The sequence below is a fragment of the Bacillus sp. FSL H8-0545 genome (assembly GCF_038006105.1).
Classification (GTDB): Bacteria; Bacillota; Bacilli; order Bacillales; family Bacillaceae_G; genus Bacillus_A; species Bacillus_A cereus_U.
In genome coordinates, this window is the sequence record NZ_JBBOUO010000001.1 from 1,987,236 (window position 1) to 2,008,840 (window position 21,605).

A 21,605-nucleotide genomic window follows, 5' to 3' on the forward strand; every position below is an offset into this window, starting at 1 on the left:
AAATGTGAAATGGAGTGAGTTTTTTATAGTTTTTGGTCGCCATATTCAGTTGATTATGCTAGTATAAATAGGGTTGATATATAGTATAGAAACAGAATGAAAACCGAAAGAGGGTAAGAAGTATGTGTGGTTTTGTAGGATGTTTATGTGAAAACCCTAGAGGGTTTTCAGAAACAGAAAAACATCAATTTGAAAATATGAACACGATGATTTTCCACCGCGGTCCAGATGACGAAGGATATTTTCGTGATGAACATGTACAATTTGGCTTCCGCCGTTTAAGTATCATTGACTTAGAGGCAGGACATCAGCCGCTAACTTATGAAAATGATCGATATGTAATTATTTTTAATGGTGAAATTTACAATTATGTAGAACTACGTGAAATGTTACTTGAAAAAGGTGCAACTTTTGCTACACAATCGGATACAGAAGTTATTATTGCATTGTATGCACATATGAAAGAAAAATGTGTAGACTACCTTCGTGGTATGTTCGCATTTATGATTTGGGATCGTGAAGAAAAGAAACTTTTCGGTGCACGTGACCACTTCGGTATTAAACCTTTATACATTGCACAACAAGGTGATACTACATTCTTCGCATCTGAGAAGAAAAGTATTATGCATGTAATGGAAGACAAAGGGGTAAACCCAAAGTCACTACAACACTACTTTACGTACCAATATGGTCCAGAGCCAGAAACATTAACAATTGATGTTAACAAAATTGAGCCTGGTCATTACTTCGTAAAAGAAATCGGTAAAGAGATGGAAATCCATCGCTACTGGAATCCTTATTTCAACGCTTCAAGCGCAACGAAAGAGGAGCATATCCAAGCAATTCGTGATGTATTATACGATTCTGTAAAAGTACATATGCGTAGTGATGTACCAGTAGGTTCTTTCTTATCTGGTGGTATCGATTCATCTATTATTGCTTCTATCGCAAGAGAAATGAATCCAAATCTATTAACATTCTCTATTGGTTTCGAACAACGCGGTTTCAGTGAAGTTGATGTTGCGAAAGAAACTGCTGAGAAATTAGGAGTTAAAAACCATAACGTATTCATTACAGCGCAAGAATTTATGGATGAGTTCCCAAAAATCATTTGGCATATGGATGATCCTTTAGCGGATCCAGCAGCTGTACCATTGTATTTCGTTGCGAAAGAAGCGCGTAAACATGTAACGGTTGTTCTTTCTGGTGAAGGTGCAGACGAGCTATTTGGTGGATATAACATTTATCGTGAGCCAAACTCTTTAAAAATGTTCTCTTACATTCCTAGCCCAGGAAAGAGTGTTCTAAAGGCATTAAGTGGTGCTCTTAAAGAAGGGTTTAAAGGAAAAAGCTTCTTAGAGCGTGGATGTACGCCAATCGAAGAGCGTTACTATGGAAATGCGAAAATCTTCCGTGAAGAAGAGAAAGCTGAATTAATGAAGTATTACGATGAAAGTGTTAACTATATGGATATCACGAAACCATTGTATAACGAAATTAAAGATTATGATGATGTAAGTAAAATGCAGTACATTGATATGTTCACATGGTTACGCGGCGATATTTTATTAAAAGCTGATAAAATGACGATGGCAAATTCATTAGAACTTCGTGTACCGTTCTTAGATAAAGAAGTATTTGACGTTGCATCTAAAATTCCGACAGAATTTAAAATTGCAAACGGAACAACGAAAGCTATATTACGTGAAGCTGCTCGTGGAATTGTTCCGGATCACGTGTTAGATCGTAAAAAGCTTGGATTCCCAGTACCAATTCGTCACTGGTTAAAAGATGAAATGCACGATTGGGCTGTAAATATTATTAAAGAAAGCAAAACTGAGCATTTAATCGAAAAACAGTATGTATTAAACTTACTGGAAGCACATTGTGCAGATAAAGGCGATTATAGCCGTAAAATTTGGACTGTACTTGCGTTTATGGTATGGCATCAAATTTATGTTGAGCATAAATACGATACGAATAAGTTCCACGAAGAAACAAAGCGTGCGTATAGCTTAGTTTAATAAAAAACCTTAAGGTCGCATTTGATCTTAAGGTTTTTTTCATAAATTGCATTTATTATTGATACAATAATAGTAAAAGGATGGACAACATATGATTACGTTTGAGAAAGTAAATACAGAAAATGAAAGCGCTGTAAAAGAAATGTTTCACTCACACAGCTTAGATGAGAAAAAGGTTCAGCATTGTGTAAAGGTTGATGATACATATATTGGTGTAATAGATTATAGCGTTCAAGAAGAGAGTGCTATTTTGTCACAGTTAATTATTCATTTTGATTATCAAGGTTATGGATACGGGACAAATACGTATTTTACATTTGAAGAAATGATGAAACAGAGAAATGTGAAAGAAATAAAAGTATTGCATGAGGTATTTACAGAACAAGCTAACTCTTTCATAGAGGGATCTGGTTTTATTGAGGAAAATGGAATATATGTAAAGAAAATATAGTGAATATTGATTGCTTGATGAAATGAATATGGGGTAGGTGAACGTATGACAATGACTGCTGGTCTTGCATTAGTTGGAAGTTGCTTTATTGTAGCAGAGTTATGCCAGATTTTCATTCGAAAAAAAATGTATAAGAAGAGAAGGCCATATGAATTACAATATATACCTGTGTTTGTAATTTTGTTTTGCATGTTATTTGTATTACAAAACGCATCTCATTTCCCGCCTCTTTTGAACATCTTTTTGAAGTTTGGTTTGCTATATGGCGGTGTTGGAATGTTCCTTTTGTGTCTTTTATTTTGCGTACGTTACATCCACTATCAATCATACATATTCATTTTAAATTGGTTAAAAAAAAGTGATAGAAACCCCCTTGCATAAGGGGGTTTTTTATTTGTACTTGTAACGGAACTTGTACAATTAACATAAAATAGGACGAGTAGAAATGAAAGCTTATTACAATAAAGAAAGGAACGAAAAAGATATATGAAACTTGTTATAGACGCAGGGCATGGTGGGTATGATTCTGGTGCTGTTGGTAATGGGTTAGTGGAAAAAGAGTTAACACTTCAAATTGCTAGACGTGTGCGAGATATTTTATCTGCAAATTACCCAATCAATATTAAAATGACACGTGATAGTGATGTGTTTATCTCTTTATCAGAACGTGCTAATATTGCTAATTCATTTGGTGCAGATTATTTTATCTCATTTCACATTAATAGTGGCGGTGGAACTGGATTTGAAAGTTATATTTACAACGCGCTATCTAATAGTAGTTCCGCATATGAAAAGCAACAAAAAATGCATGCAGCAGTCAATCCTGTATTAACAAAATACGGCCTTCGTGACCGAGGAGCCAAAAAAGCAAATTATGCGGTACTAAGAGAGACTGCAATGGATGCAATATTAACAGAGACTGCCTTTATTGATACTACATTTGATGCTAATTTATTGAAAAATCCACAATTTATTGAAGATCTAAGTCAAGCGTATGTAAACGGAATAGCAGCTATTTTTGGAGTAGCTCCAAATCCGAATCCTCCAAATCCACAACCTCCAAACCCGCAGCCAACACCACAAACGAAGGGGATTGCTTATATCCTTGGAAAAAATGTGAATTTAAGAAGTGGTCCATCAACGTCTTCTTCAGTTATTCGTCAACTAAACTCCCCAGAATCGTATGTCGTATATCAGGAAAGTAACGGATGGTTAGACTTAGGAAATGGACAATGGGTGTATAATGATCCTTCGTACATTAATTTTGTAAAGACGAGCAATAGTGATGGAAGCGCAATTGGTGTCGCATATATTCAAGGAACGAATGTGAATTTAAGAAGTGGTCCATCAACATCTTCTTCAGTTATTCGTAAATTAAATAACCCGGAATCTTATTTAGTATATATTAATCAAAACGGTTGGTTGAACCTTGGTGGAAATCAGTGGGTGTATAATGATCCATCATATATTAAATATAATCAATATTGAAAAATATAATTGAATATGTCTCCATCTTATTGCTGAAATGATAAGATGGAGACATGTTTTTGTATTACTTATGTTATTTGTTGACTGGAATAATAATTACTTTCTTATGGTCATTGATTTTTCAAATGTTTCGAATGAAAAAATGAGGGTTAAAGACGGATATATATGTATTTCGAATGGGGAAGAGTGTCTAAATTATATATATTTAAAAGTTTTCTGATATATGTATTGACAATATGTAAGATATACATTACTCTTTTAAACGTTATTGATAATCACTTTCAACTAGGAGGGCATATGACACGAACTAAAAATATGCTTATACTTTGTATTATGTTACTAATGGTCATAATCGCAGGGTGTGGTAAAGAAGAGAAGAAAGAAAACGATACATCGGTAAAGGCAAAAGATTCATATAGTATCAAGCATGCAATGGGCGAAACGACAGTAAATGGGACACCGAAAAAAGTTGTTGTTTTAACAAATGAAGGTGCGGAGGCACTTTTAGCTGTCGGAGTAACGCCAGTTGGAACTACAAAACCACGTGCTGGTGATGAATGGTATCCTCATTTAGCGAAAGAGTTAAAAGATACGAAAGTTGTAGGAACTGAGCGTGATATTAATTTAGAGGCAGTTATGAAGCTTAAGCCGGATTTAATTATCGGGAATAAAATGCGTCATGAAAAAATATATGAGTAATTGAACGAAATAGCGCCAACTGTATATGCTGAAACATTGCGCGGGGATTGGAAGGAAAACTTTACGCTCTATACAAAAGCTGTAAATAAAGAAAAAGAAGGGCAAAAGGCTCTTGAAGATTATAAAAAACGTATTAAAGGAATACAAGAGAAGTTAGGAGATAAATTGAATTCTAAAGTTTCTATTATTCGCTTCGTACCAGGTGATGTTCGGATTTATCAGAAAAACTCATTCTCAGGTGTTGTTTTAAATGATATTGGATTTAAGCGACCACCACTACAAGATAAAGATGAATTTGCGATAAAAGGAATTACAAAAGAGCAAATTCCGAATATGGATGGGGACTACTTATTTTACTTCACATCTGATAAAGATGCAGATAAGAATAACGAAGGAACCACGTTAGCAAAAGAATGGACAGAAGACCCACTCTTTAAGCAGCTACAGGCTTCTAAAGACAATAAAGTATTCCAAGTGGATGAAGTAATTTGGAATACAGCAGGCGGTATTAAAGCTGCAAACTTAATGCTAGATGATATTGAAAAATATTTTTTGAAATAAATGAATGGTTGAGTGCATCACTTTAAATAGGTGATGTACTTTTTTGTTGAGTTAAATACAGAAAATTCCTTCTTTTAAGTGTGGATAAGTTGTACAATAAAACCAATCATGGAATAAAGGAGTGGGAAGGAATGAAAGCTACTCATAAAGATTGGATTTTGTTTAACGGAAGAATTGAAAATACGAAAGAAGAACAGCCAATGGTTGCGTTAGAAGAGCGAGGACTCCAATTTGGTGATGGCATATATGAAGTATTTAGGCTATATGATGGGAAGCCTCATTTATTAGACTTACATTTGGAACGCTTTTTTAAATCTATGAGGGAAATAAATATTGTTCCGCCGTTTACAAAGGAAGAGTTAGTTGAAGAACTTCATCAAATGATTGAAAGAAATCAATTTCAAGAGGATGGGAATGTGTATCTTCAAATATCACGTGGAGCTCAAGCTCGAAATCATGTGTATGAAAAAGATTTACAGCCAACATATTTTGCGAATATTGTTTCGTTTCCAAGACCTACTACTACTATGGAACAAGGAATAAAGGTTACTGTAGAAGAGGATATACGCTGGAAGTTCTGTCATATAAAATCTTTAAACCTTCTACCTAATATCATGATTAAAAATAAAATAAACGAGCAAGGGTATCAAGAAGCGATATTAGTACGAGATGGAGTTGTAACAGAAGGGTGTCATTCGAATTTCTTTATGGTGAAAAATAATAAATTAGTTACACATCCGGCCGATAATTTCATTCTACACGGCATTACTCGCCACTACGTTATTACATTAGCAAAAGTTTTACATATTGAAGTAGAAGAGCGTGAATTCTCATTGCAAGAAGTATACGAGGCTGACGAATGTTTCTTTACAGCGACACCACTTGAAATATTCCCTGTTGTTCAAATTGGTGATGAGAAGTTTGGAAGCGGCGAAAGAGGACCAATTACGAAAAAACTACAAGCTGCATATGAAGAAAGTATTAGTTTGTTTAAAGTGACAAATTAATAATGAGGGAAAAAGCTGGTATTCCCCCAGCTTTTTTTCATGATATAATTCAACCGTAGGACAAATTTTGAAAACGCTGTAAAAAGGGGATTTAATGTATGAATTATGAAGATTTTAAAGAAGTAATTCACGGTAGAAGAAGTGTTAGAAAGTTTACAGAACAAGAAGTATCCACTAGTGATATAAAAGAAATTATTGATTGTGCTCGTTATGCACCGAGTGATACGAACTCACAAACGTGGGAGTTCTTGGTCATTATGAATCGAGAGAAAATTAAAGAAATTGAACAAATGACATGGGATGCATTACATAAACTCGCAGCAAGGGCGGCAGAAAATGGAGAAGAAAAAGCAGGTAAGTTATTAACACGTTCATTTGGACCTTATGCAACTGCTTTTTCGGAGGCGCCAGTGTTAATTGTATGTTTAGCAACGCCTTACGAGTCAAAATTTCGTGAAAAGATATTTGACCCAATTGCCTTCGTTCCTGATTCAGTATGGGAAGAGGAAGGAATTAAGAGTAGCTGTTTAGCAGCACAAAACTTAATGTTGGCTGCACATGCGAGAGGACTTGGCACTTGTCCAATGACAGGACCTGTATTATTAGCTCAAGATGAACTGCGAAAATATTTACAAATTGAGCCTCAAAAACAAATTAATATGGTAATTTCACTCGGCTATCCGAAAGATAAGCCGAAGAAACTTTCTCGAAAAGAAGTAGATGAGATCACAACATTTATTTTTTAAATGCTATGTGGAAAAGACATTGAAATAACAATGTCTTTTTATTTTGAGTGGATATTTTTTTAATGAATTGGGCTAAAATGATGAATAAGGTGAAATTACTATTTATTTCTTTAAAAAAATTAATGTTCTTAAAATGAAAGTATGGTACAGTAATCGTGAGCAAGCTAATATTTGTTCATGAAAGTGTTAAAAACTAGTTTTAAAATTAAGAAGTTATTTTTGTATAATAAATTATAATGAAATTACAGGGGGGATGAATTTTGAAGAAATTCATAATCACTGGATTGTCTGTATTGTTATTAGTAGGCTGTGGTGCTCCAAAGGAAAAAGAAGATGCACAGTCAAATCAGGAAGAACAAGTTGTAAATGCAAGTGATGAGAATATGGTCGTATTTCCAGAAGGAGCAGTGCCAATCGGAGAAGGGAAAGTAAAAGTAACTACGCCAGATGGTACTTCTGAAAATGGCAATATACCGACTGTATTTATCAAAAAAGATACTTTAATTCAGCAAGTTGAATTAGAACTTTCTAATTTTCAAAACGATAAAGAAACATTCGTATTTGTAGATCAAATATTTGCAGATAAACATCAAGTAACTAGTACAACACAGACAACAGTACAATTAAAAGAAAAGACACTTGAGACAGGTAGTCATACGATTACCGCAGCTCAGTTTGAAAACAATGACCCGAAAGGAAAAGTCATTAGCTTTAATCAAGCGACGTTTGAAACGAAGCCTGCGTCTTAATTATGGATAAAAAGTACATTACTTAAAGTGGTAGTGTACTTTTTAATTTGGATAGAATTAGGTTGTTGAGAATAATTTGTTTCACTTTCTAGTACGTATGAATAGTAAGAAATTACTCTTTACTACTACGAAAGTGAAAGAGGTTGAAGATGTGAATCGGTTTGTTCGTATCTAAATTAAGTTAAGTTATCAAATCCATGACTTGATAATAGGAACTGTATGTTTTGTCATTGTGTACCGATTGTAGGATAAACTCGGATTAAGGTAAGTATTGAGAGGGAAATGTAGGTATTTCATTTGTAATGTCGAATAGTACATACGATGTCGTAATAACAAATTTTCTATTGTTTACTGTGAAACAGAAGAAGGAGAGATTGTAGTTATGAAAAGAGCTCTTATAAATATTGATTATACATATGATTTTGTAGCTGAAAAAGGTGCTTTAACTTGCGGAAAAACAGGTCAAGAAATTGAGAAGGAACTTGTGAGTGTAACGAAACAATTTATTGAAAAAGGTGATTACGTAGTATTTGCGATCGATAAACATGAAGACAATGATGTATATCATCCTGAAGCGAAATTGTTTCCACCTCATAATATAGCAGGTACAAATGGAAGAGACTTGTTTGGTGAATTACAAGATGTATACGAAAAATATAAAAATGCTGAGAATGTATACTATATGGACAAAACACGTTACAGTGCTTTTGCAGGAACGGATTTAGAAATGAAGCTAAGAGAAAGAGGAATAGAGGAAGTGCATCTTGTAGGTGTATGTACAGATATTTGTGTCCTTCATACAGCAGTAGATGCTTATAACAAAGGGTTTCAAATTGTGGTTTATGAAAAAGCAGTTGCATCTTTTAATGCGCAAGGACATGAATATGCACTTGGACATTTTAAATCTTGTTTACATGCAGAAGTGAAGTGAAAAAAAGAGGCCTTCAAAAAGGTCTCTTTTTCACATTTAAATAGAGACGACTTGCTGTTGAATTAACTTTTTAATGAACGGGCTAATGTTTTCTGGTAGCCCATTTAAATCAAAAAATTGTACATGTAATGATTCAACTCCATCAGCTTTTAGCAAGCCACCTTTAATGTCTTTGCAAAGGTAAGCGATTGTTATAGGATAAAATTCATCTCCGTTCGCTAATTTCACAAAAAACTCTTTACCTGAAAATACACTTACTAACTGAAGTGTACCAATTTCAATACCTGTTTTTTCAAGCACTTCTCGTCTGCCAGCTTCTTCTGTGGATTCACCAAGTTCCACAACACCTCCAGGAACACCCCAAATGCCATTTAGTTTTTGTTGGAGTAATATTTGTCCTTGTTCATTAAAAACAGCTACAGCAACTCCTGCTAGATTGAGTGGTCTTGATCCAACAACCTTTCTTAGTTCTTCGATATATCCCATTGCTTGTAACCTCCGTGAGTAAAAATAGTATGAAATGAACTATTCGGTGTAATGTGAAAATATTCCTTGTAACGAGGTGAGTATTGCGGACTTAAAAGAAAGGCGTTTATAAAAAAATTCTATTGTAATATCCCTTTAGGGGATTAAAAAGGGTTATAGTAAATAGAAAAGAACATCTGAAGTTGAAAGATTGATTAAAGGGTTATATTGTTGAAGATGAACAATGAATACAAATACATAGTTAAGAAAGTGCGATTTAAGATCAGGATGAAAGATGTTTTGAAAACAAGTTTTGAGATAATCAATAAGTATTTACAATAGATTAGCTCTGCATGAAATTTTCATTAGTAAGGAAGTGGATAGATGAGTTTATTAACGTATACTGAGGAGTTTTTTAATTATGTAAGGGAGTTTTTACTTTTAAGGTTTTTACTATTTGCTTTAGTTCTTATGATTATTTCTTTTGTCATAAACCGCATTATTGATTGGTTTTTTAGAAAATCAAGCTTTTTTGATGAAGAGGTAGAGCAGACGATTCAAAGTGTAATTCGATCTATTTTTAGGTATATCATTATCATCAGTCTGATCATATATTTAATTAGTCAATTTGTAGATATAAAAAGTATTATTGCAGGCGCAGGGATAGCGGGAGTTGTCATCGGTTTTGCTGCACAACAGATGCTAAAAGATGTAATATTAGGCTTTGCAAGATTAGCGGACAAAGAGTTTCGTGTTGGCGATTTTGTTACTTTTAACGGAACAAATTCAGGAACTATTGAGGAAATTAGTATTCGTTTTATGCAAATTCGTGAATGGTCAGGAAAACTCCTTACCATACCACACGGAGAGATTAGAACGATACAAAATTTTAATAAAGGATGGATGCGAGTTATTGAACGCATCACGGTAAGTTATCAGGAAGATCCTACAAGAGTTAAGGAATTGTTAGAAGAGGTCTGTGTTATGTGTAATGAAAAATTGGATCAAAGTCTTTATAGAGTAGAGGATGAAGCTGTTGAACCATTTAAATATGTTGGTGTTACAGACTTAAACCCTAACCTTAAATATGTTGGATATGAATTTTGTATTACAGGTTTGATTAGGCCAGAAGATTATTTTGAAACTTCAAGGCAAGTAAGATTTGAATTAATGTCTATGTTCCATAAAAATCAAGTACAAATGCCAGCAGCGAATATGTTCGTTACTACTGAAAGTTTACAAAATATCCATGTGGGACAATCTTTATCAGACAGTTAATGAAAACTAGCTAATTTCTGTTTTGGTTTAGAATTTAGATTTGCAAATCAGCAGATTTGAATGCACTGTATGGGATATTTCCTAAAAAAGAGCTGAAGGAATTCAGTTCTTTTTGTTTGTAGTATTTAGAAATTTCTTAATGTTATAATGGTAGTTGGTGATGAGAATGAACATAGATGAAAAAGAGATGCATCGTTTAGAAGCATTAAAAGAAATTGCGGAATTGCTAAATGAAGCAACGAATTTACAGGACATGTTAGAAAAAGTGTTACATACATTATTACAAGTTATGAATTTACAAACAGGGTGGATATTCTTTATTGATGAAAGTGGAAAGCATCGTATGCTTGTAGACCAAAACTTACCCCCAGCTCTTACGTGGCAGGAAAAGAAGCCGATGTGTGAAGGAGATTGTTGGTGTGTAGAACGTTTTGTGAATGGAAGATTGGAAAAAGCGACAAATATTATTGAATGTAAACGAATAGAGGATGCGATTGAATGTAATTGGGGAGAGACCGAAGATGTTACACATCATGCGACAATCCCGCTAAGATCTGGATCAGAGAAATTTGGTTTATTAAATGTAGCCTCGCCCCATAAAACACATTTTTCTGAGGAAGAGTTAGCGTTATTAGAAGCGATTGCATTTCAAATTGGAACGACAATACAACGTATTCAATTAGTTGAGAAAGAACGAAAATATGTAGTAGTAGCTGAAAGAAATCGACTTGCACGTGACCTACATGATTCCGTTAAACAATTGTTATTTTCAATTATGCTAACAGCGAAAGGGACTCTAAATATGACGAAGGATAGAGACTTGCAAGAGATGTTAAGTTATATTGGAGAATTATCACAGGAAGCATTGCAGGAGATGACACTTTTGATTTGGCAATTAAGGCCTGAAGGATTAGAGAAAGGTTTAGCAGAAGCGATTCAAAATTACGGAAAACTGTTAGGGATTCAAGTGGAAGTTCGAATTGATGGAATGGTTTTAATTGAAGATGAAATAGAAGAAGTTTTATGGCGTATAAGCCAAGAGGCATTACATAATTGTAAAAAGCATGCTTCGTGTGAAAAAGTATGTGTTTATTTAAGGATTGAAGATAATAAGCTGCACTTTTACATAGAAGATAACGGTATAGGATTTATACAGGATCAAGTAAGAGAGTCAGCACTTGGTTTGAAAAGTATGAAAGAACGAATTGAATTAATGAGGGGAATTTTTCGAATAAAAGCAGAACCGGAAAAGGGGACAAAGATAGAAATTCAATTACCGGTTTGAGAGGGAGAACATCAGTGAAAATTAAATTATTACTTGTAGAAGATCATCATATCGTTCGAAGGGGACTCGTATTCTTTTTGAAAACGAGAGAGGAATTTGAAATTATTGGGGAAGCAGAAAATGGTGAAGAAGCATTAACATTCGTCCAAACAGAAAGGCCAGATGTAGTATTAATGGATTTATCAATGCCGAAAATGGATGGTATTGAAGCGACAAAACGTATAAAACAATACGATGAGACAATAAAAATTCTTATGCTCAGCAGTTTTTCAGAACAAGATTACGTTTTACCAGCATTAGAAGCTGGGGCAGATGGTTATCAATTAAAAGAGGTGCAGCCAGATCAACTCGTTGCGTCAATTGTTGCGGTATATCAAGGAAATGCGAATTTTCACCCGAAAGTAACACCTGCACTATTAGGACGGTCAGCAGTCAAGAAAGAAAAAGAGAATCCTTTTTCCATGTTAACGAAAAGGGAGCAAGAAGTACTTCGTGAAATTGCGAAAGGAAGGAGTAATAAGGAGATTGCAGCGGAGCTTCATATTACAGAACAAACGGTTAAAACACATGTTTCTAACGTATTGGCTAAATTGGAAGTAGATGACCGCACACAAGCTGCCTTATACGCAGTAAAGCATGGGGAAAACTAGAAATAAGTATGAATAATTGTGTCATATGCTACGGAAGAATACATATGAGAAATTAAAATGTATAGAGATGCCGAATAAAGGTTTTTCTTCTTTCGATAATTAGGTACAATAAAGTGAAACTTTAATCAGTGGGGGGGCCATCCCCGCTGATTATTAGTTGAACCAATCGGGTTTTTACGGGCAGTTGATCTCCCACCTAACTCCCTTGCATTCATCGAATTTTGAGGTGGGAGTCTTACTGCCCGTTAATACGGGATATAGCTACTATGGAAGGGGAAGATACGATATGCCTGGTACAAAAAGTGGGATTGGAAAGATTCAGGCTTCGTTAAATGGTTTATCACCGAAATTACGAAGTATTGCCGAACATATTTTGAAACATCCACAAGATGTTGTACATAAATCGATTACGGAGTTAGCGGAAGTTACGAATAGTTCTGAAGCAACGATATTCCGCTTATGCAAACACCTAGGTTTTCAAGGGTTTCAAGACCTGAAAATTACATTAGCTCGTGAGATTGTACATACTCCGATGCAAAACATTCATGAGGAAGTATCGGTAGAAGATAATATGGTCACTGTTGCTAAAAAAGTTTTTCATTCACATATTACAGGACTGCAAGATACATTACATTTGTTAAATGATAACGCGTTGGAACAGGCAGTAAGTGCGCTGAATGAAGCAAAACGAATTGAGTTTTATGGAAATGGTGGGTCGGGTATTATTGCGATGGATGCTTATCATAAGTTTATGAGAACGGGTATTTCTTGTATTGCCCATACGGATTCTCATTTTCAAATTATGGGAGCTGGCTTGCTGACAAAAGAAGCAGTGGTCATTGCAATTTCTCATTCAGGCAGTAATAAAGGATTACTTGAAGCATTAGAAGTAGCAAAAGCAAAAGGAGCTCGCATTATTGCGATTACGAGCTATCAAAAATCGGCATTAAGCCAACTTGCTCATATAACGCTATATACTTCGACGCGTGAGACTGAATTTCGTACAGAAGCAAGTTCATCACGATTAGCGCAGCTTAGTTTATTAGATACTTTGTATGTGGGTTTGTCGTTGCAACGACAGGAGGAAACACTGCAAAATTTACAAAGCATACGTGAAACAATTTCAATGAAGCGAATATAAAAAGCTCTTCAAATGAAGAGCTTTTTAGTTTGTTGATGTATCCTCAAGATCTACTTGTCCGTAGAAATACGCAACATGTTCATCTTTAGCCTTTTAATTAGTTTTATCCCGCTATTTGTGGGCAGTAAGACTCCCGCCTCAAAATTAGGCACAGGCGAGGAAGTTAGGTAGGAGATTAACTGCCCGTAAAAGCCAAATCGGTGATATCCCATCACAATCAAGCTAAGAAAAGTAAATACCCCAAGATGAACTACAAAAAAATTGTTTGAAACGTTTTACTTATAGTCATAATCTCCCATCTTTACAACCATTCATTTTTTCAACCTCTATACTCTTTATATTTTTTCATCATATTACTTCACATTTAAAATCAAAAGAATAGCTTGATAAATTCAAATGTAGATATAATAAAGTTTCAGATTTTCCTTTTAAATACATCAAAAAGCCTTTATGTAATAATTCAAATATTGTTCAATATTTCGCGATTTGTTTATAAAATTCCATGTTATGATGAACCTGTAATGATGATTGAACACTTAAATTTGGTACAATAATTAGCCAAAATAGTGAGGACAGTAGTTGTGAGATAAACTCATTAAAACTCTAAAACACTAAAGGGGAGATCACATATGAAAGCAGTAGTAGTTAATAAAAACAGCAAAGCAAATATTGAAGTTATTGAAAAAAAATTACGTCCGTTACACTCGGGTGAAGCGCTAGTAGATGTAGAGTATTGTGGAGTTTGCCACACTGATTTACACGTTGCGAATCATGATTTTGGAAACACCGATGGCCGCATCCTTGGTCATGAGGGTGTAGGTATTGTTACTAAAATTGCTGATGATGTTACTTCACTAAAGATAGGTGACCGTGTAAGTATTGCATGGATGTTCCAATCTTGTGGACGTTGTGAATATTGCGTAACGGGGAGAGAAACATTCTGCCGTGAAGTGAAAAATGCTGGTTATTCAGTAGATGGTGGTATGGCTGAACAATGTATTGTTACAGCTGATTATGCGGTGAAGGTACCAGAAGGATTAGATCCTGCTCAAGCATCATCAATCACATGTGCGGGCGTAACTACATATAAAGCTATAAAAGTATCAGACATTAAACCTGGTCAATCTATCGTAATCTATGGTTGTGGTGGATTAGGTAACCTAGCTATTCAATATGCTAAAAACGTATTTGGTGCAAAGGTAATTGCAGTAGATATCAATGACGACAAATTAGCCTTAGCAAAAGAAGTTGGTGCTGATATGACTATCAATCCGATTTCTCAAGGTCCTGCTGATAAAATTGTTCAAGAGGAGTTTGGTGGTGCTTATGCTGCTGTAGTAACAGCAGTTTCTAAAGTAGCCTTCAACTCAGCAGTTGATGCAGTACGTGCTTGCGGTAAAGTAGTTGCGGTAGGTTTACCAGTAGAAACTATGGATTTAAACATTCCACGACTTGTATTAGACGGGATTGAAGTAGTTGGTTCTCTAGTTGGTACTCGTAAGGATCTGGAGGAGGCATTTATGTTCGGCGCAGAAGGAAAAGTAGTGCCAGTTGTTCAAACGTGTTCTCTAGATAAAGTACAAAATGTATTCGAAGAAATGGAACAAGGTAGAATTCAAGGACGTATGGTAATCGATTTTAAACAGCATAATTGTGATTGCAAATAATTCACTTTAAATATAAAAAGCATGAGTCTAGCAAAGGACATTTAAAAAAGTTAGACGGCATAAAAAAGATGATCCCTCGTATTCAATAGGGATCATCTTTTTTATATTCTACTAATATCAATGCCAATTAATACTTAATTGATGAGACATGATTAAAAGTTCACTTTATTTGCAAACGAAAAAGAATCTTTATTTTCAACAAATTTTTTATGATCTGGAACGGTTTGAATTGCTACAACTTGCGAATCTCTTGCTTTCAGTGCATCTTGAATCCCGATTGTCATAAGCTTAATAAAAAGAATCGTAATAAAGAATGAAATGAGAGTATAAAAAATAACCCACCATGAAAGATTCATTTCATAACGATTTAATCCAATAAGACCTGCCCAATCATTAGATAGAGAAACAGGTTTGGGCACTCCGTCATAGAGTTCCCGCATTTGTATCCCGCCAATTACAATGTTAAGCAACGCTAAATGGATAACGAGTATGAGTGTTTGGACGATATGTTCCATAAATAACACAAATAAGCGATCAAGTAATAAGACTCGTAAGTGTTTTTTGATAATATGAAAACGGCTAGCACCCAGTAATTGTGAACTTAAAATGTAATCTCGTTTCATAAATTCATCAACCTCTGAGGAGATATATAAAGAAAGTGTAGGTAGAGCGACGAAAATAAGTACGAGAACTTGATAAAACGTAAATGAAATATTTGGATCTAATCTATCAGCATTTGATGTAATTACAATATTAACGGGCGTGATGAGTATGAATGCGATAAATAGAGTTGGGATATAATAAAAAACTTCTGAGCATGCCTGGAAAAATCTCTTGAATCTTGGAGCGTATAAACTCAAGAGGATTCCTATACATGTTCCGCATAAAATTCGAAAGAAGCTAATTGCCACGGCTAATAAAATGGTGAATTTTGCTCCTTCTACAATTTGTAAGAAAACAGACTCTCCAAAACGATCAGATCCAAAAGGCGGCATTAACGATGGCGAAAAGGGGGCCTTTCCAAGTAATTCGTTATTGTCATTGTAAAGTAACTGAGGAGGTTTTGGGATGTTATCTTTAAAGAACCAACTATAAATAAAACTAGCTGAAACAAGTATGAATAGATAAGTAAACCCGATTAAAAATCGTTTTGATTTCCAAATAGATTTCATAATGCTGCTCCTTTCAATTGCTTTTGCCATCTATTCATCATGAATGAGATTATTTGAAAAATGGCATAAAACGGTAAAATAATCATAACAAGTATGATAAATGCAGCTGGAGGTGAAATAAACGCCTTCTTAAATAAAAATTGAATAATGCCTTCCATATTAAAAACAAATTCTAAAATGAATAAGTTAGAAAGTAAGAAAACAAAAATCGTTTTTAAATGGTGAAAGAAGTGGATAGATATATTTTTGAATAAATGAATGCATAGTATATAACTTGATGAAAGTCCTTTTCCATATGCAACCTCTACGTAATGTTTTTCATGTTCTTCTTTTATGTATAACACCATCATCCGAAACATTTGTAATGTAGGTAAGACTGCTAAAGATAAAATAGGGAGTAAATAAGCTCGATTTTCATTAAAAGAAATAATGGTGACAGGAGATTCCCCGAATTTCTGAAGTACCCATATGAAAAATATTTGCAAACAAATCATCATCATCATATCAGGGACAGCTTCTAATATGAATACAATTCGGTTTATCCATTTTTTTATATAATCTTTTGCTAAAAAATAAAAAAATGCCATACTAGATGATAGAAAGAGTGCAAGCAAAAAGGCTACAAATAATACAGTAAATGAATAGAGGTAAGGTTCTAAAACAGTTGGAAATAATGGTGTCTTTTTGAAATGACCAAATTTCGGGTCTGATCCTATAACCACTAATGATTCAGGTGAGAAAACCTGTTTTAACATAGTAACGATCTGATTAAAAAAATGAATTGGTTGAAAAGTGAATCCCTGTTGAGTGATAAATAAATAAGGTAAATTTAGTAATAGTAAGAGTGATAAAAGAATTGATGAAAGTTTTATTGTGAATTGAGATATTTTATTTAACATTAAATCCCTCCGACATCTTTTTACAACATTATACAATAAAGTTTATATTTTGTTTTGATTTTTCTGAAAAATATAAATACTATTAGATTTTATAGTATGGAACATATATTTACAAGGTAAAAAAGTGATAGTAGGGAGCCGTGCTCTATGTCCATCAAGATAAAAGAACTAGTGAACCTAAAGCAATAAAAAGAGCAAAATGCACAAAATTTACGTATTGGTGGTAATTGCTTTTTAACTCCTTTTTCATGCAAATGAGTAGAAAGTATGGAAGGACTATGTATGTGTTGTTAATGAGAGGAAAAGAGTGTGTTGCAAAACGAATATAATGCAACTTTACCGCACGGAAAAGCTAATTTTAGTATGTAAATGAAATGGAATGAAGGGGTTTATTTTTTTGTTATGAAAAAAATTTTCTTTCTAAAACTTGATTTATGAAAAAATATTTTATATACTAATTCATGTAAACGGTTTACTAGATCGCATTTTGCTAGAAACGAAGGGAAGATTCGCATGGAAACAAGGGGGAGAGTAATCGGGATTGACATCGGTACCACTAGTACGAAGACGGTTGTATTCACTGAAAAGGGAAAAGTCGTTGCTTCACATGCAATTGATTATCCAATCATTCAACCGAACGTCGGATGGGCGGAGCAAGATCCTGATGTAATATGTGCTGCTGTATACAAAACTGTAAGCGTTGCCATCGAGAAGGGTAATGTGTTACCGGAAGATATTTCTTCTATCGGGATTAGTACAGCAATGCATGCCTTAATTGCAGTAGATGAAAACGGTGCGCCGTTAACGCGCTCTATCATTTGGGCAGATAATCGAAGCACAAAACAATCAGAAAAACTTTTACAACAAATGAATGGTCATGACATTTATAGAAGAACTGGTACACCAATTCATCCGATGTCACCACTTTCTAAGTTACTGTGGATGAAAGAAGAAGAATCGGATTTATTCAGAACTGCTCATAAATTTATTTCTATTAAAGAGTATGTCATTTATCAATTGTTCTCACGCTATGTAGTTGATTATTCTATCGCATCTGCTACTGGGTTATTTAATTTAGAAACATTAAACTGGGATGAAGATGTTTTAACTATGTTAAATATGTCACCAGAACAATTATCAACACCTGTACCGACTACATATATTTTATCGGGAATGAAGCCGGAATTAGCACAAAAGATGGGGATTAGTGAGGATACTCCAGTTGTTATTGGTGCAAGTGATGGTGTTCTTGCAAATGTAGGTGTCGGTGCAATATCACCTGGCTCAGCTGCAATTACGATTGGAACAAGTGGAGCAGTTCGAACAATTTCATCAAGTGTTAATACAGATGAAAAAGGAAGAACTTTTTGTTACGCATTAACAGATGAGCACTGGGTAATCGGTGGACCGACGAATAATGGTGGGATTTTATTAAGATGGCTACGTGATGAATTCGGTAGTCCAGAGCAAGAAGTTGCAAGGAAGCTTGGGATTGATCCTTATGATTTATTAATTAAGTATGCAGAAAGTGTACCAGCTGGAGCAGAGGGATTGCTATTTTTACCGTTTTTATCTGGAGAACGTGCACCCTACTGGAATGCAAATGCTCGTGGTACATTCTTTGGAATTAACCTTCAGCATAAACGTGAACATTTCATACGAGCTGTCATGGAAGGAGTTTGTATGAGTGTGTATTCAGTTGCACTTGCCATTCGTGATTGTACGGGGCCACTTTCTGAAATACGTGTTTCAGGAGGCTTTGCAAAGTCTGCATTTTGGAGACAAATGTTATCTGACATGATGGGGAAAGAATTGCTTGTTCCAGAAAGTCATGAAGCATCTGCGCTTGGGGCAGCGGCACTTGCTTTGTATGCAATTGGGAAAATGGATTCGCTTGAAGAGGTGAAGGATTGGATTGATATTGTCCATCACCATGTACCGAATAAAGAAAATACGGCTTTATATTTAGAGATGTTTTATATGTATGAACGACTTTACAATCGTTTGAAAGAAGAATTTGATTGTATAGCTGCTTTCCAACGTAAACAATAGGGGGATTGGGAGAAATGGTAGTTGGGATCATACTAGCGGCTGTTGTCATATTACTTTTACTAATTACGGTAGTAAAATGGCATCCATTTGTCGCGTTAATTTTAACAGCAATCGGTGTAGGGCTAGCAATGGGGATGCCCTTAATTGGAACTTCACCACAACATCCAGGGATTATCGATTCTATTAAATTAGGTCTTGGTAATACGTTAGGATTTTTGGCGATTGTTTTAGCTTTAGGAACAATGCTTGGAAAAATGATGGCTGAGTCTGGCGGTGCTGAACGAATTGCTAACACATTAATTGGACGTTTTGGGAAAAAGCGTGTTCACTGGGCAATGATGTTCGTTGCATTTATAGTAGGGATTCCGGTATTTTTCCAAGTTGGATTTGTACTATTAATTCCGTTAGTATTTACAATTGCGTTAGAAACAGGGGTATCACTTATTACAATCGGTATTCCGCTAGTAGCAGGTCTTTCGGTGGTACACGGACTTGTTCCACCGCATCCAGCAGCTATGGCAGCGGTAGGTATATTTAAAGCAGATGTAGGGAAGACAATTTTATATGCATTAATTGTCGGACTTCCAACTGCAATAATTGCAGGTCCGCTTTACGGGAAATGGATCGGTGCTCGTATACATAAAGAAGTACCATTAGATATAGCGGAGCAATTTATTGAAAGAGATAAGAAGAAGGAACTTCCTAGCTTCGGAAATACATTGTTTACTATTTTACTTCCAGTATTTCTTATGCTAGGTGCATCGATAGCGGAAGTAGCATTAAATAAAACAAGCCAACTTGCACAAGTATTGCACTTTATTGGAGATCCAATAGTCGCATTATTAATTGCAACGATATATTCTTTCTTTAGTCTTGGCTATGCAAAAGGGTTTTCTAAAGACAAAGTCTTACAAGTCACAAATGATTGTTTAGGCCCAATTGCAAACATACTGTTAGTTATCGGTGCAGGTGGCGCCTTTAATAAAGTGTTATTAGATTCTGGAATTGGAACTACAATTGCGGAGATGGCGAAAGAATCACATATTTCACCAATATTATTAGGGTGGGGAATTGCTGCACTTATTCGAATCGCGACTGGCTCTGCTACTGTTTCCATGATGACAGCAGCAGGAATAGTGGCACCGATTGCGGCAAGTACACCAGGAGTGAATGTAGAGTTACTGGCACTTGCAACAGGAGCAGGGTCATTAATATTATCACATGTGAACGATTCTGGATTTTGGATGATTAAAGAGTATTTCGGAATGACTGTGAAAGAAACATTATTAACATGGACTGCAATGGAGACAATACTATCTGTTGTAGCACTTGGACTAATTTCGTTATTAAATATATTTGTATAGAATGGGAGATTGATTAATATGAAACTAGGTTTAATTGGATTAGGAAAAATGGGATTCCCGTTAGCTGAACACTTACATGAAGACAAGCATGAAGTAGTTGTATACGATGTAAATAATGAGCTTGTTGAAAAGGCAGGAAAACTAGGGATTACTGCACGTCATACATTAAAAGAAATGATCGCTGAACTAGAAGCACCTCGTACAATTTGGGTAATGGTACCTGCAGGAGAAGTTGTTGAGTCAGTACTAAAAGATGTATATCCATTATTAGAGGAAGGCGATATCGTTATTGAAGGTGGAAATTCATTCTATAAGGATACGTTGCGCCGTGCTGAAGAAGCGAAAAGCTTTGGCTTACATTACGTAGATATCGGTACATCAGGTGGTGTAGAAGGAGCTAGATACGGTGCGTGCTTAATGGTTGGTGGAGAAAAAGAAATCTATGATCAATTAGAACCGTTATTTAAAGACTTAGCAGTAGAAAACGGTTATTCTTATGCAGGACGCGTTGGAAGTGGTCATTTCTTAAAAATGGTTCATAACGGTATTGAATATGGAATGATGCAAGCAATCGCTGAAGGATTTGAAGTGTTAGATAAAAGTGATTTTGATTTCAATTATGAAGATGTTGCAAAAGTATGGGCAAACGGATCGGTTATCCGTGGTTGGTTAATGGACTTAACTGAAAAGGCATTTGCAGATGATCCAAAACTTGATGGTATTAAAGGGGTAATGAACTCTTCAGGAGAAGGGAAATGGACTGTTGAAACTGCGCTTGAACTACAAGCAGCGGCACCAGTTATTGCAATGTCATTATTTATGCGCTACCGTTCTCAAGAAGATGATACATTCCATGGGAAAGTTGTCTCAGCTCTTCGTAATCAATTCGGTGGACATGAGGTTGTGAAAAATTAGTTTTGTGAAACTCATACGAAAGTATGAGTTCTTTTTTTATTTCTCATACTATTTTATGAAA

General features: G+C 35.1%; 19 protein-coding genes and 1 pseudogene. 17 read left to right on the forward strand and 3 right to left on the reverse strand.

The features are described from left to right. The first annotated feature begins 122 nt into the window (after positions 1 to 122). From asnB to MHI07_RS10535, 9 genes and pseudogenes are all read left to right on the forward strand, one after another. Complete coding sequence (gene asnB, locus MHI07_RS10495; RefSeq protein WP_002148240.1) at positions 123 to 2,024, forward strand: asparagine synthase (glutamine-hydrolyzing); 1,902 nt, start codon at positions 123 to 125, stop codon at positions 2,022 to 2,024. Positions 2,025 to 2,115: 91 nt separating this feature from the next. Then, positions 2,116 to 2,475 carry a GNAT family N-acetyltransferase gene (locus tag MHI07_RS10500; protein WP_340823573.1) on the forward strand — a complete coding sequence of 120 codons (360 nt, stop codon included), beginning with the start codon at positions 2,116 to 2,118 and terminating at the stop codon, positions 2,473 to 2,475. A gap of 45 nt (positions 2,476 to 2,520) precedes the next feature. Next, positions 2,521 to 2,856, forward strand: coding sequence for a hypothetical protein (locus MHI07_RS10505; protein ID WP_340823575.1), 336 nt, complete (start codon positions 2,521 to 2,523; stop codon positions 2,854 to 2,856). Positions 2,857 to 2,961: 105 nt separating this feature from the next. Beyond that, positions 2,962 to 3,963: an N-acetylmuramoyl-L-alanine amidase gene (locus MHI07_RS10510; protein ID WP_340823576.1), complete on the forward strand. Its 1,002-nt coding sequence runs from the start codon at positions 2,962 to 2,964 to the stop codon at positions 3,961 to 3,963. Between the two features lie 297 nt (positions 3,964 to 4,260). Continuing rightward, positions 4,261 to 5,223 (forward strand): annotated as a pseudogene (locus MHI07_RS10515) (ABC transporter substrate-binding protein). A 131-nt stretch (positions 5,224 to 5,354) separates the two neighbouring features. Further along, positions 5,355 to 6,230 (forward strand): D-amino-acid transaminase, encoded by an 876-nt coding sequence (gene dat, locus MHI07_RS10520; RefSeq protein ID WP_340823578.1) that lies wholly within the window; start codon positions 5,355 to 5,357, stop codon positions 6,228 to 6,230. A 98-nt stretch (positions 6,231 to 6,328) separates the two neighbouring features. Beyond that, positions 6,329 to 6,976, forward strand: coding sequence for a nitroreductase family protein (locus tag MHI07_RS10525; RefSeq protein WP_002157999.1), 648 nt, complete (start codon positions 6,329 to 6,331; stop codon positions 6,974 to 6,976). Between the two features lie 260 nt (positions 6,977 to 7,236). Next, positions 7,237 to 7,725: a hypothetical protein gene (locus MHI07_RS10530; RefSeq protein ID WP_002157997.1), complete on the forward strand. Its 489-nt coding sequence runs from the start codon at positions 7,237 to 7,239 to the stop codon at positions 7,723 to 7,725. 382 nt (positions 7,726 to 8,107) lie between these two features. Continuing rightward, positions 8,108 to 8,656 (forward strand): cysteine hydrolase family protein, encoded by a 549-nt coding sequence (locus MHI07_RS10535; protein WP_340823581.1) that lies wholly within the window; start codon positions 8,108 to 8,110, stop codon positions 8,654 to 8,656. A gap of 36 nt (positions 8,657 to 8,692) precedes the next feature. Here MHI07_RS10535 and MHI07_RS10540 read toward each other — a convergent pair whose 3' ends face one another. Next, positions 8,693 to 9,142, reverse strand: a complete 450-nt coding sequence (locus MHI07_RS10540) for an NUDIX hydrolase (protein ID WP_340823583.1) — start codon at positions 9,140 to 9,142, stop codon at positions 8,693 to 8,695. 363 nt (positions 9,143 to 9,505) lie between these two features. Here MHI07_RS10540 and MHI07_RS10545 point away from each other — a divergent pair, with 363 nt between their 5' ends. The 5 genes from MHI07_RS10545 (at position 9,506) to adhP (ending at position 15,142) form a co-directional block, all read left to right on the forward strand. Continuing rightward, a complete protein-coding gene (locus MHI07_RS10545) occupies positions 9,506 to 10,399 on the forward strand; it encodes a mechanosensitive ion channel family protein (RefSeq protein ID WP_340823586.1) in 894 nt (297 codons plus the stop codon). A 187-nt stretch (positions 10,400 to 10,586) separates the two neighbouring features. Continuing rightward, positions 10,587 to 11,684 carry a GAF domain-containing sensor histidine kinase gene (locus MHI07_RS10550; RefSeq protein WP_176555907.1) on the forward strand — a complete coding sequence of 366 codons (1,098 nt, stop codon included), beginning with the start codon at positions 10,587 to 10,589 and terminating at the stop codon, positions 11,682 to 11,684. 14 nt (positions 11,685 to 11,698) lie between these two features. Beyond that, positions 11,699 to 12,334 carry a response regulator gene (locus tag MHI07_RS10555; protein ID WP_071745187.1) on the forward strand — a complete coding sequence of 212 codons (636 nt, stop codon included), beginning with the start codon at positions 11,699 to 11,701 and terminating at the stop codon, positions 12,332 to 12,334. Between the two features lie 286 nt (positions 12,335 to 12,620). Next, entirely contained in the window at positions 12,621 to 13,475 is an 855-nt protein-coding gene (locus MHI07_RS10560) for a MurR/RpiR family transcriptional regulator (RefSeq protein ID WP_340823589.1), read from the forward strand. Between the two features lie 629 nt (positions 13,476 to 14,104). Next, the gene (adhP, locus tag MHI07_RS10565) at positions 14,105 to 15,142 is read left to right on the forward strand and encodes an alcohol dehydrogenase AdhP (RefSeq protein ID WP_340823590.1); all 1,038 of its coding nucleotides are present in this window, start codon (positions 14,105 to 14,107) and stop codon (positions 15,140 to 15,142) included. Between the two features lie 152 nt (positions 15,143 to 15,294). On the opposite strand, the gene MHI07_RS10570 is transcribed toward adhP, so the two are convergent. Together MHI07_RS10570 and MHI07_RS10575 are read right to left on the reverse strand one after the other, a co-directional pair. Then, positions 15,295 to 16,314, reverse strand: a complete 1,020-nt coding sequence (locus tag MHI07_RS10570; protein ID WP_340823592.1) for an ABC transporter permease — start codon at positions 16,312 to 16,314, stop codon at positions 15,295 to 15,297. Further along, the gene (locus tag MHI07_RS10575) at positions 16,311 to 17,213 is read right to left on the reverse strand and encodes an ABC transporter permease subunit (RefSeq protein ID WP_016104747.1); all 903 of its coding nucleotides are present in this window, start codon (positions 17,211 to 17,213) and stop codon (positions 16,311 to 16,313) included. The genes MHI07_RS10570 and MHI07_RS10575 overlap by 4 nt, the downstream gene beginning before the upstream one ends. Positions 17,214 to 17,726: 513 nt before the next feature. Here MHI07_RS10575 and gntK point away from each other — a divergent pair. Genes gntK through gnd form a run of 3 tightly spaced genes read left to right on the forward strand, consistent with a single transcriptional unit; the run spans position 17,727 to position 21,544 of the window. Further along, entirely contained in the window at positions 17,727 to 19,265 is a 1,539-nt protein-coding gene (gene gntK, locus MHI07_RS10580; RefSeq protein ID WP_340823595.1) for a gluconokinase, read from the forward strand. Between the two features lie 14 nt (positions 19,266 to 19,279). Further along, on the forward strand, positions 19,280 to 20,629 hold the full coding sequence (locus tag MHI07_RS10585; RefSeq protein WP_002157986.1) for a GntP family permease: 1,350 nt from the start codon (positions 19,280 to 19,282) through the stop codon (positions 20,627 to 20,629). An 18-nt stretch (positions 20,630 to 20,647) separates the two neighbouring features. Further along, positions 20,648 to 21,544, forward strand: a complete 897-nt coding sequence (gene gnd, locus MHI07_RS10590; RefSeq protein ID WP_002119040.1) for a phosphogluconate dehydrogenase (NAD(+)-dependent, decarboxylating) — start codon at positions 20,648 to 20,650, stop codon at positions 21,542 to 21,544. Positions 21,545 to 21,605: the final 61 nt, after the last annotated feature.

What these genes read in the sequence shown, in the direction of transcription:
- asnB (WP_002148240.1), top strand. Translation starts at nt 123, where the DNA reads ATGTGTGGTTTTGTAGGATGTTTATGTGAAAACCCTAGAGGGTTTTCA.
- MHI07_RS10500 (WP_340823573.1), top strand. Translation starts at nt 2,116, where the DNA reads ATGATTACGTTTGAGAAAGTAAATACAGAAAATGAAAGCGCTGTAAAA.
- MHI07_RS10505 (WP_340823575.1), top strand. Translation starts at nt 2,521, where the DNA reads ATGACAATGACTGCTGGTCTTGCATTAGTTGGAAGTTGCTTTATTGTA.
- MHI07_RS10510 (WP_340823576.1), top strand. Translation starts at nt 2,962, where the DNA reads ATGAAACTTGTTATAGACGCAGGGCATGGTGGGTATGATTCTGGTGCT.
- dat (WP_340823578.1), top strand. Translation starts at nt 5,355, where the DNA reads ATGAAAGCTACTCATAAAGATTGGATTTTGTTTAACGGAAGAATTGAA.
- MHI07_RS10525 (WP_002157999.1), top strand. Translation starts at nt 6,329, where the DNA reads ATGAATTATGAAGATTTTAAAGAAGTAATTCACGGTAGAAGAAGTGTT.
- MHI07_RS10535 (WP_340823581.1), top strand. Translation starts at nt 8,108, where the DNA reads ATGAAAAGAGCTCTTATAAATATTGATTATACATATGATTTTGTAGCT.
- MHI07_RS10540 (WP_340823583.1), bottom strand. Translation starts at nt 9,142, where the DNA reads ATGGGATATATCGAAGAACTAAGAAAGGTTGTTGGATCAAGACCACTC.
- MHI07_RS10545 (WP_340823586.1), top strand. Translation starts at nt 9,506, where the DNA reads ATGAGTTTATTAACGTATACTGAGGAGTTTTTTAATTATGTAAGGGAG.
- MHI07_RS10550 (WP_176555907.1), top strand. Translation starts at nt 10,587, where the DNA reads ATGCATCGTTTAGAAGCATTAAAAGAAATTGCGGAATTGCTAAATGAA.
- MHI07_RS10560 (WP_340823589.1), top strand. Translation starts at nt 12,621, where the DNA reads ATGCCTGGTACAAAAAGTGGGATTGGAAAGATTCAGGCTTCGTTAAAT.
- adhP (WP_340823590.1), top strand. Translation starts at nt 14,105, where the DNA reads ATGAAAGCAGTAGTAGTTAATAAAAACAGCAAAGCAAATATTGAAGTT.
- MHI07_RS10570 (WP_340823592.1), bottom strand. Translation starts at nt 16,314, where the DNA reads ATGAAATCTATTTGGAAATCAAAACGATTTTTAATCGGGTTTACTTAT.
- MHI07_RS10575 (WP_016104747.1), bottom strand. Translation starts at nt 17,213, where the DNA reads ATGTTAAATAAAATATCTCAATTCACAATAAAACTTTCATCAATTCTT.
- gntK (WP_340823595.1), top strand. Translation starts at nt 17,727, where the DNA reads ATGGAAACAAGGGGGAGAGTAATCGGGATTGACATCGGTACCACTAGT.
- MHI07_RS10585 (WP_002157986.1), top strand. Translation starts at nt 19,280, where the DNA reads ATGGTAGTTGGGATCATACTAGCGGCTGTTGTCATATTACTTTTACTA.
- gnd (WP_002119040.1), top strand. Translation starts at nt 20,648, where the DNA reads ATGAAACTAGGTTTAATTGGATTAGGAAAAATGGGATTCCCGTTAGCT.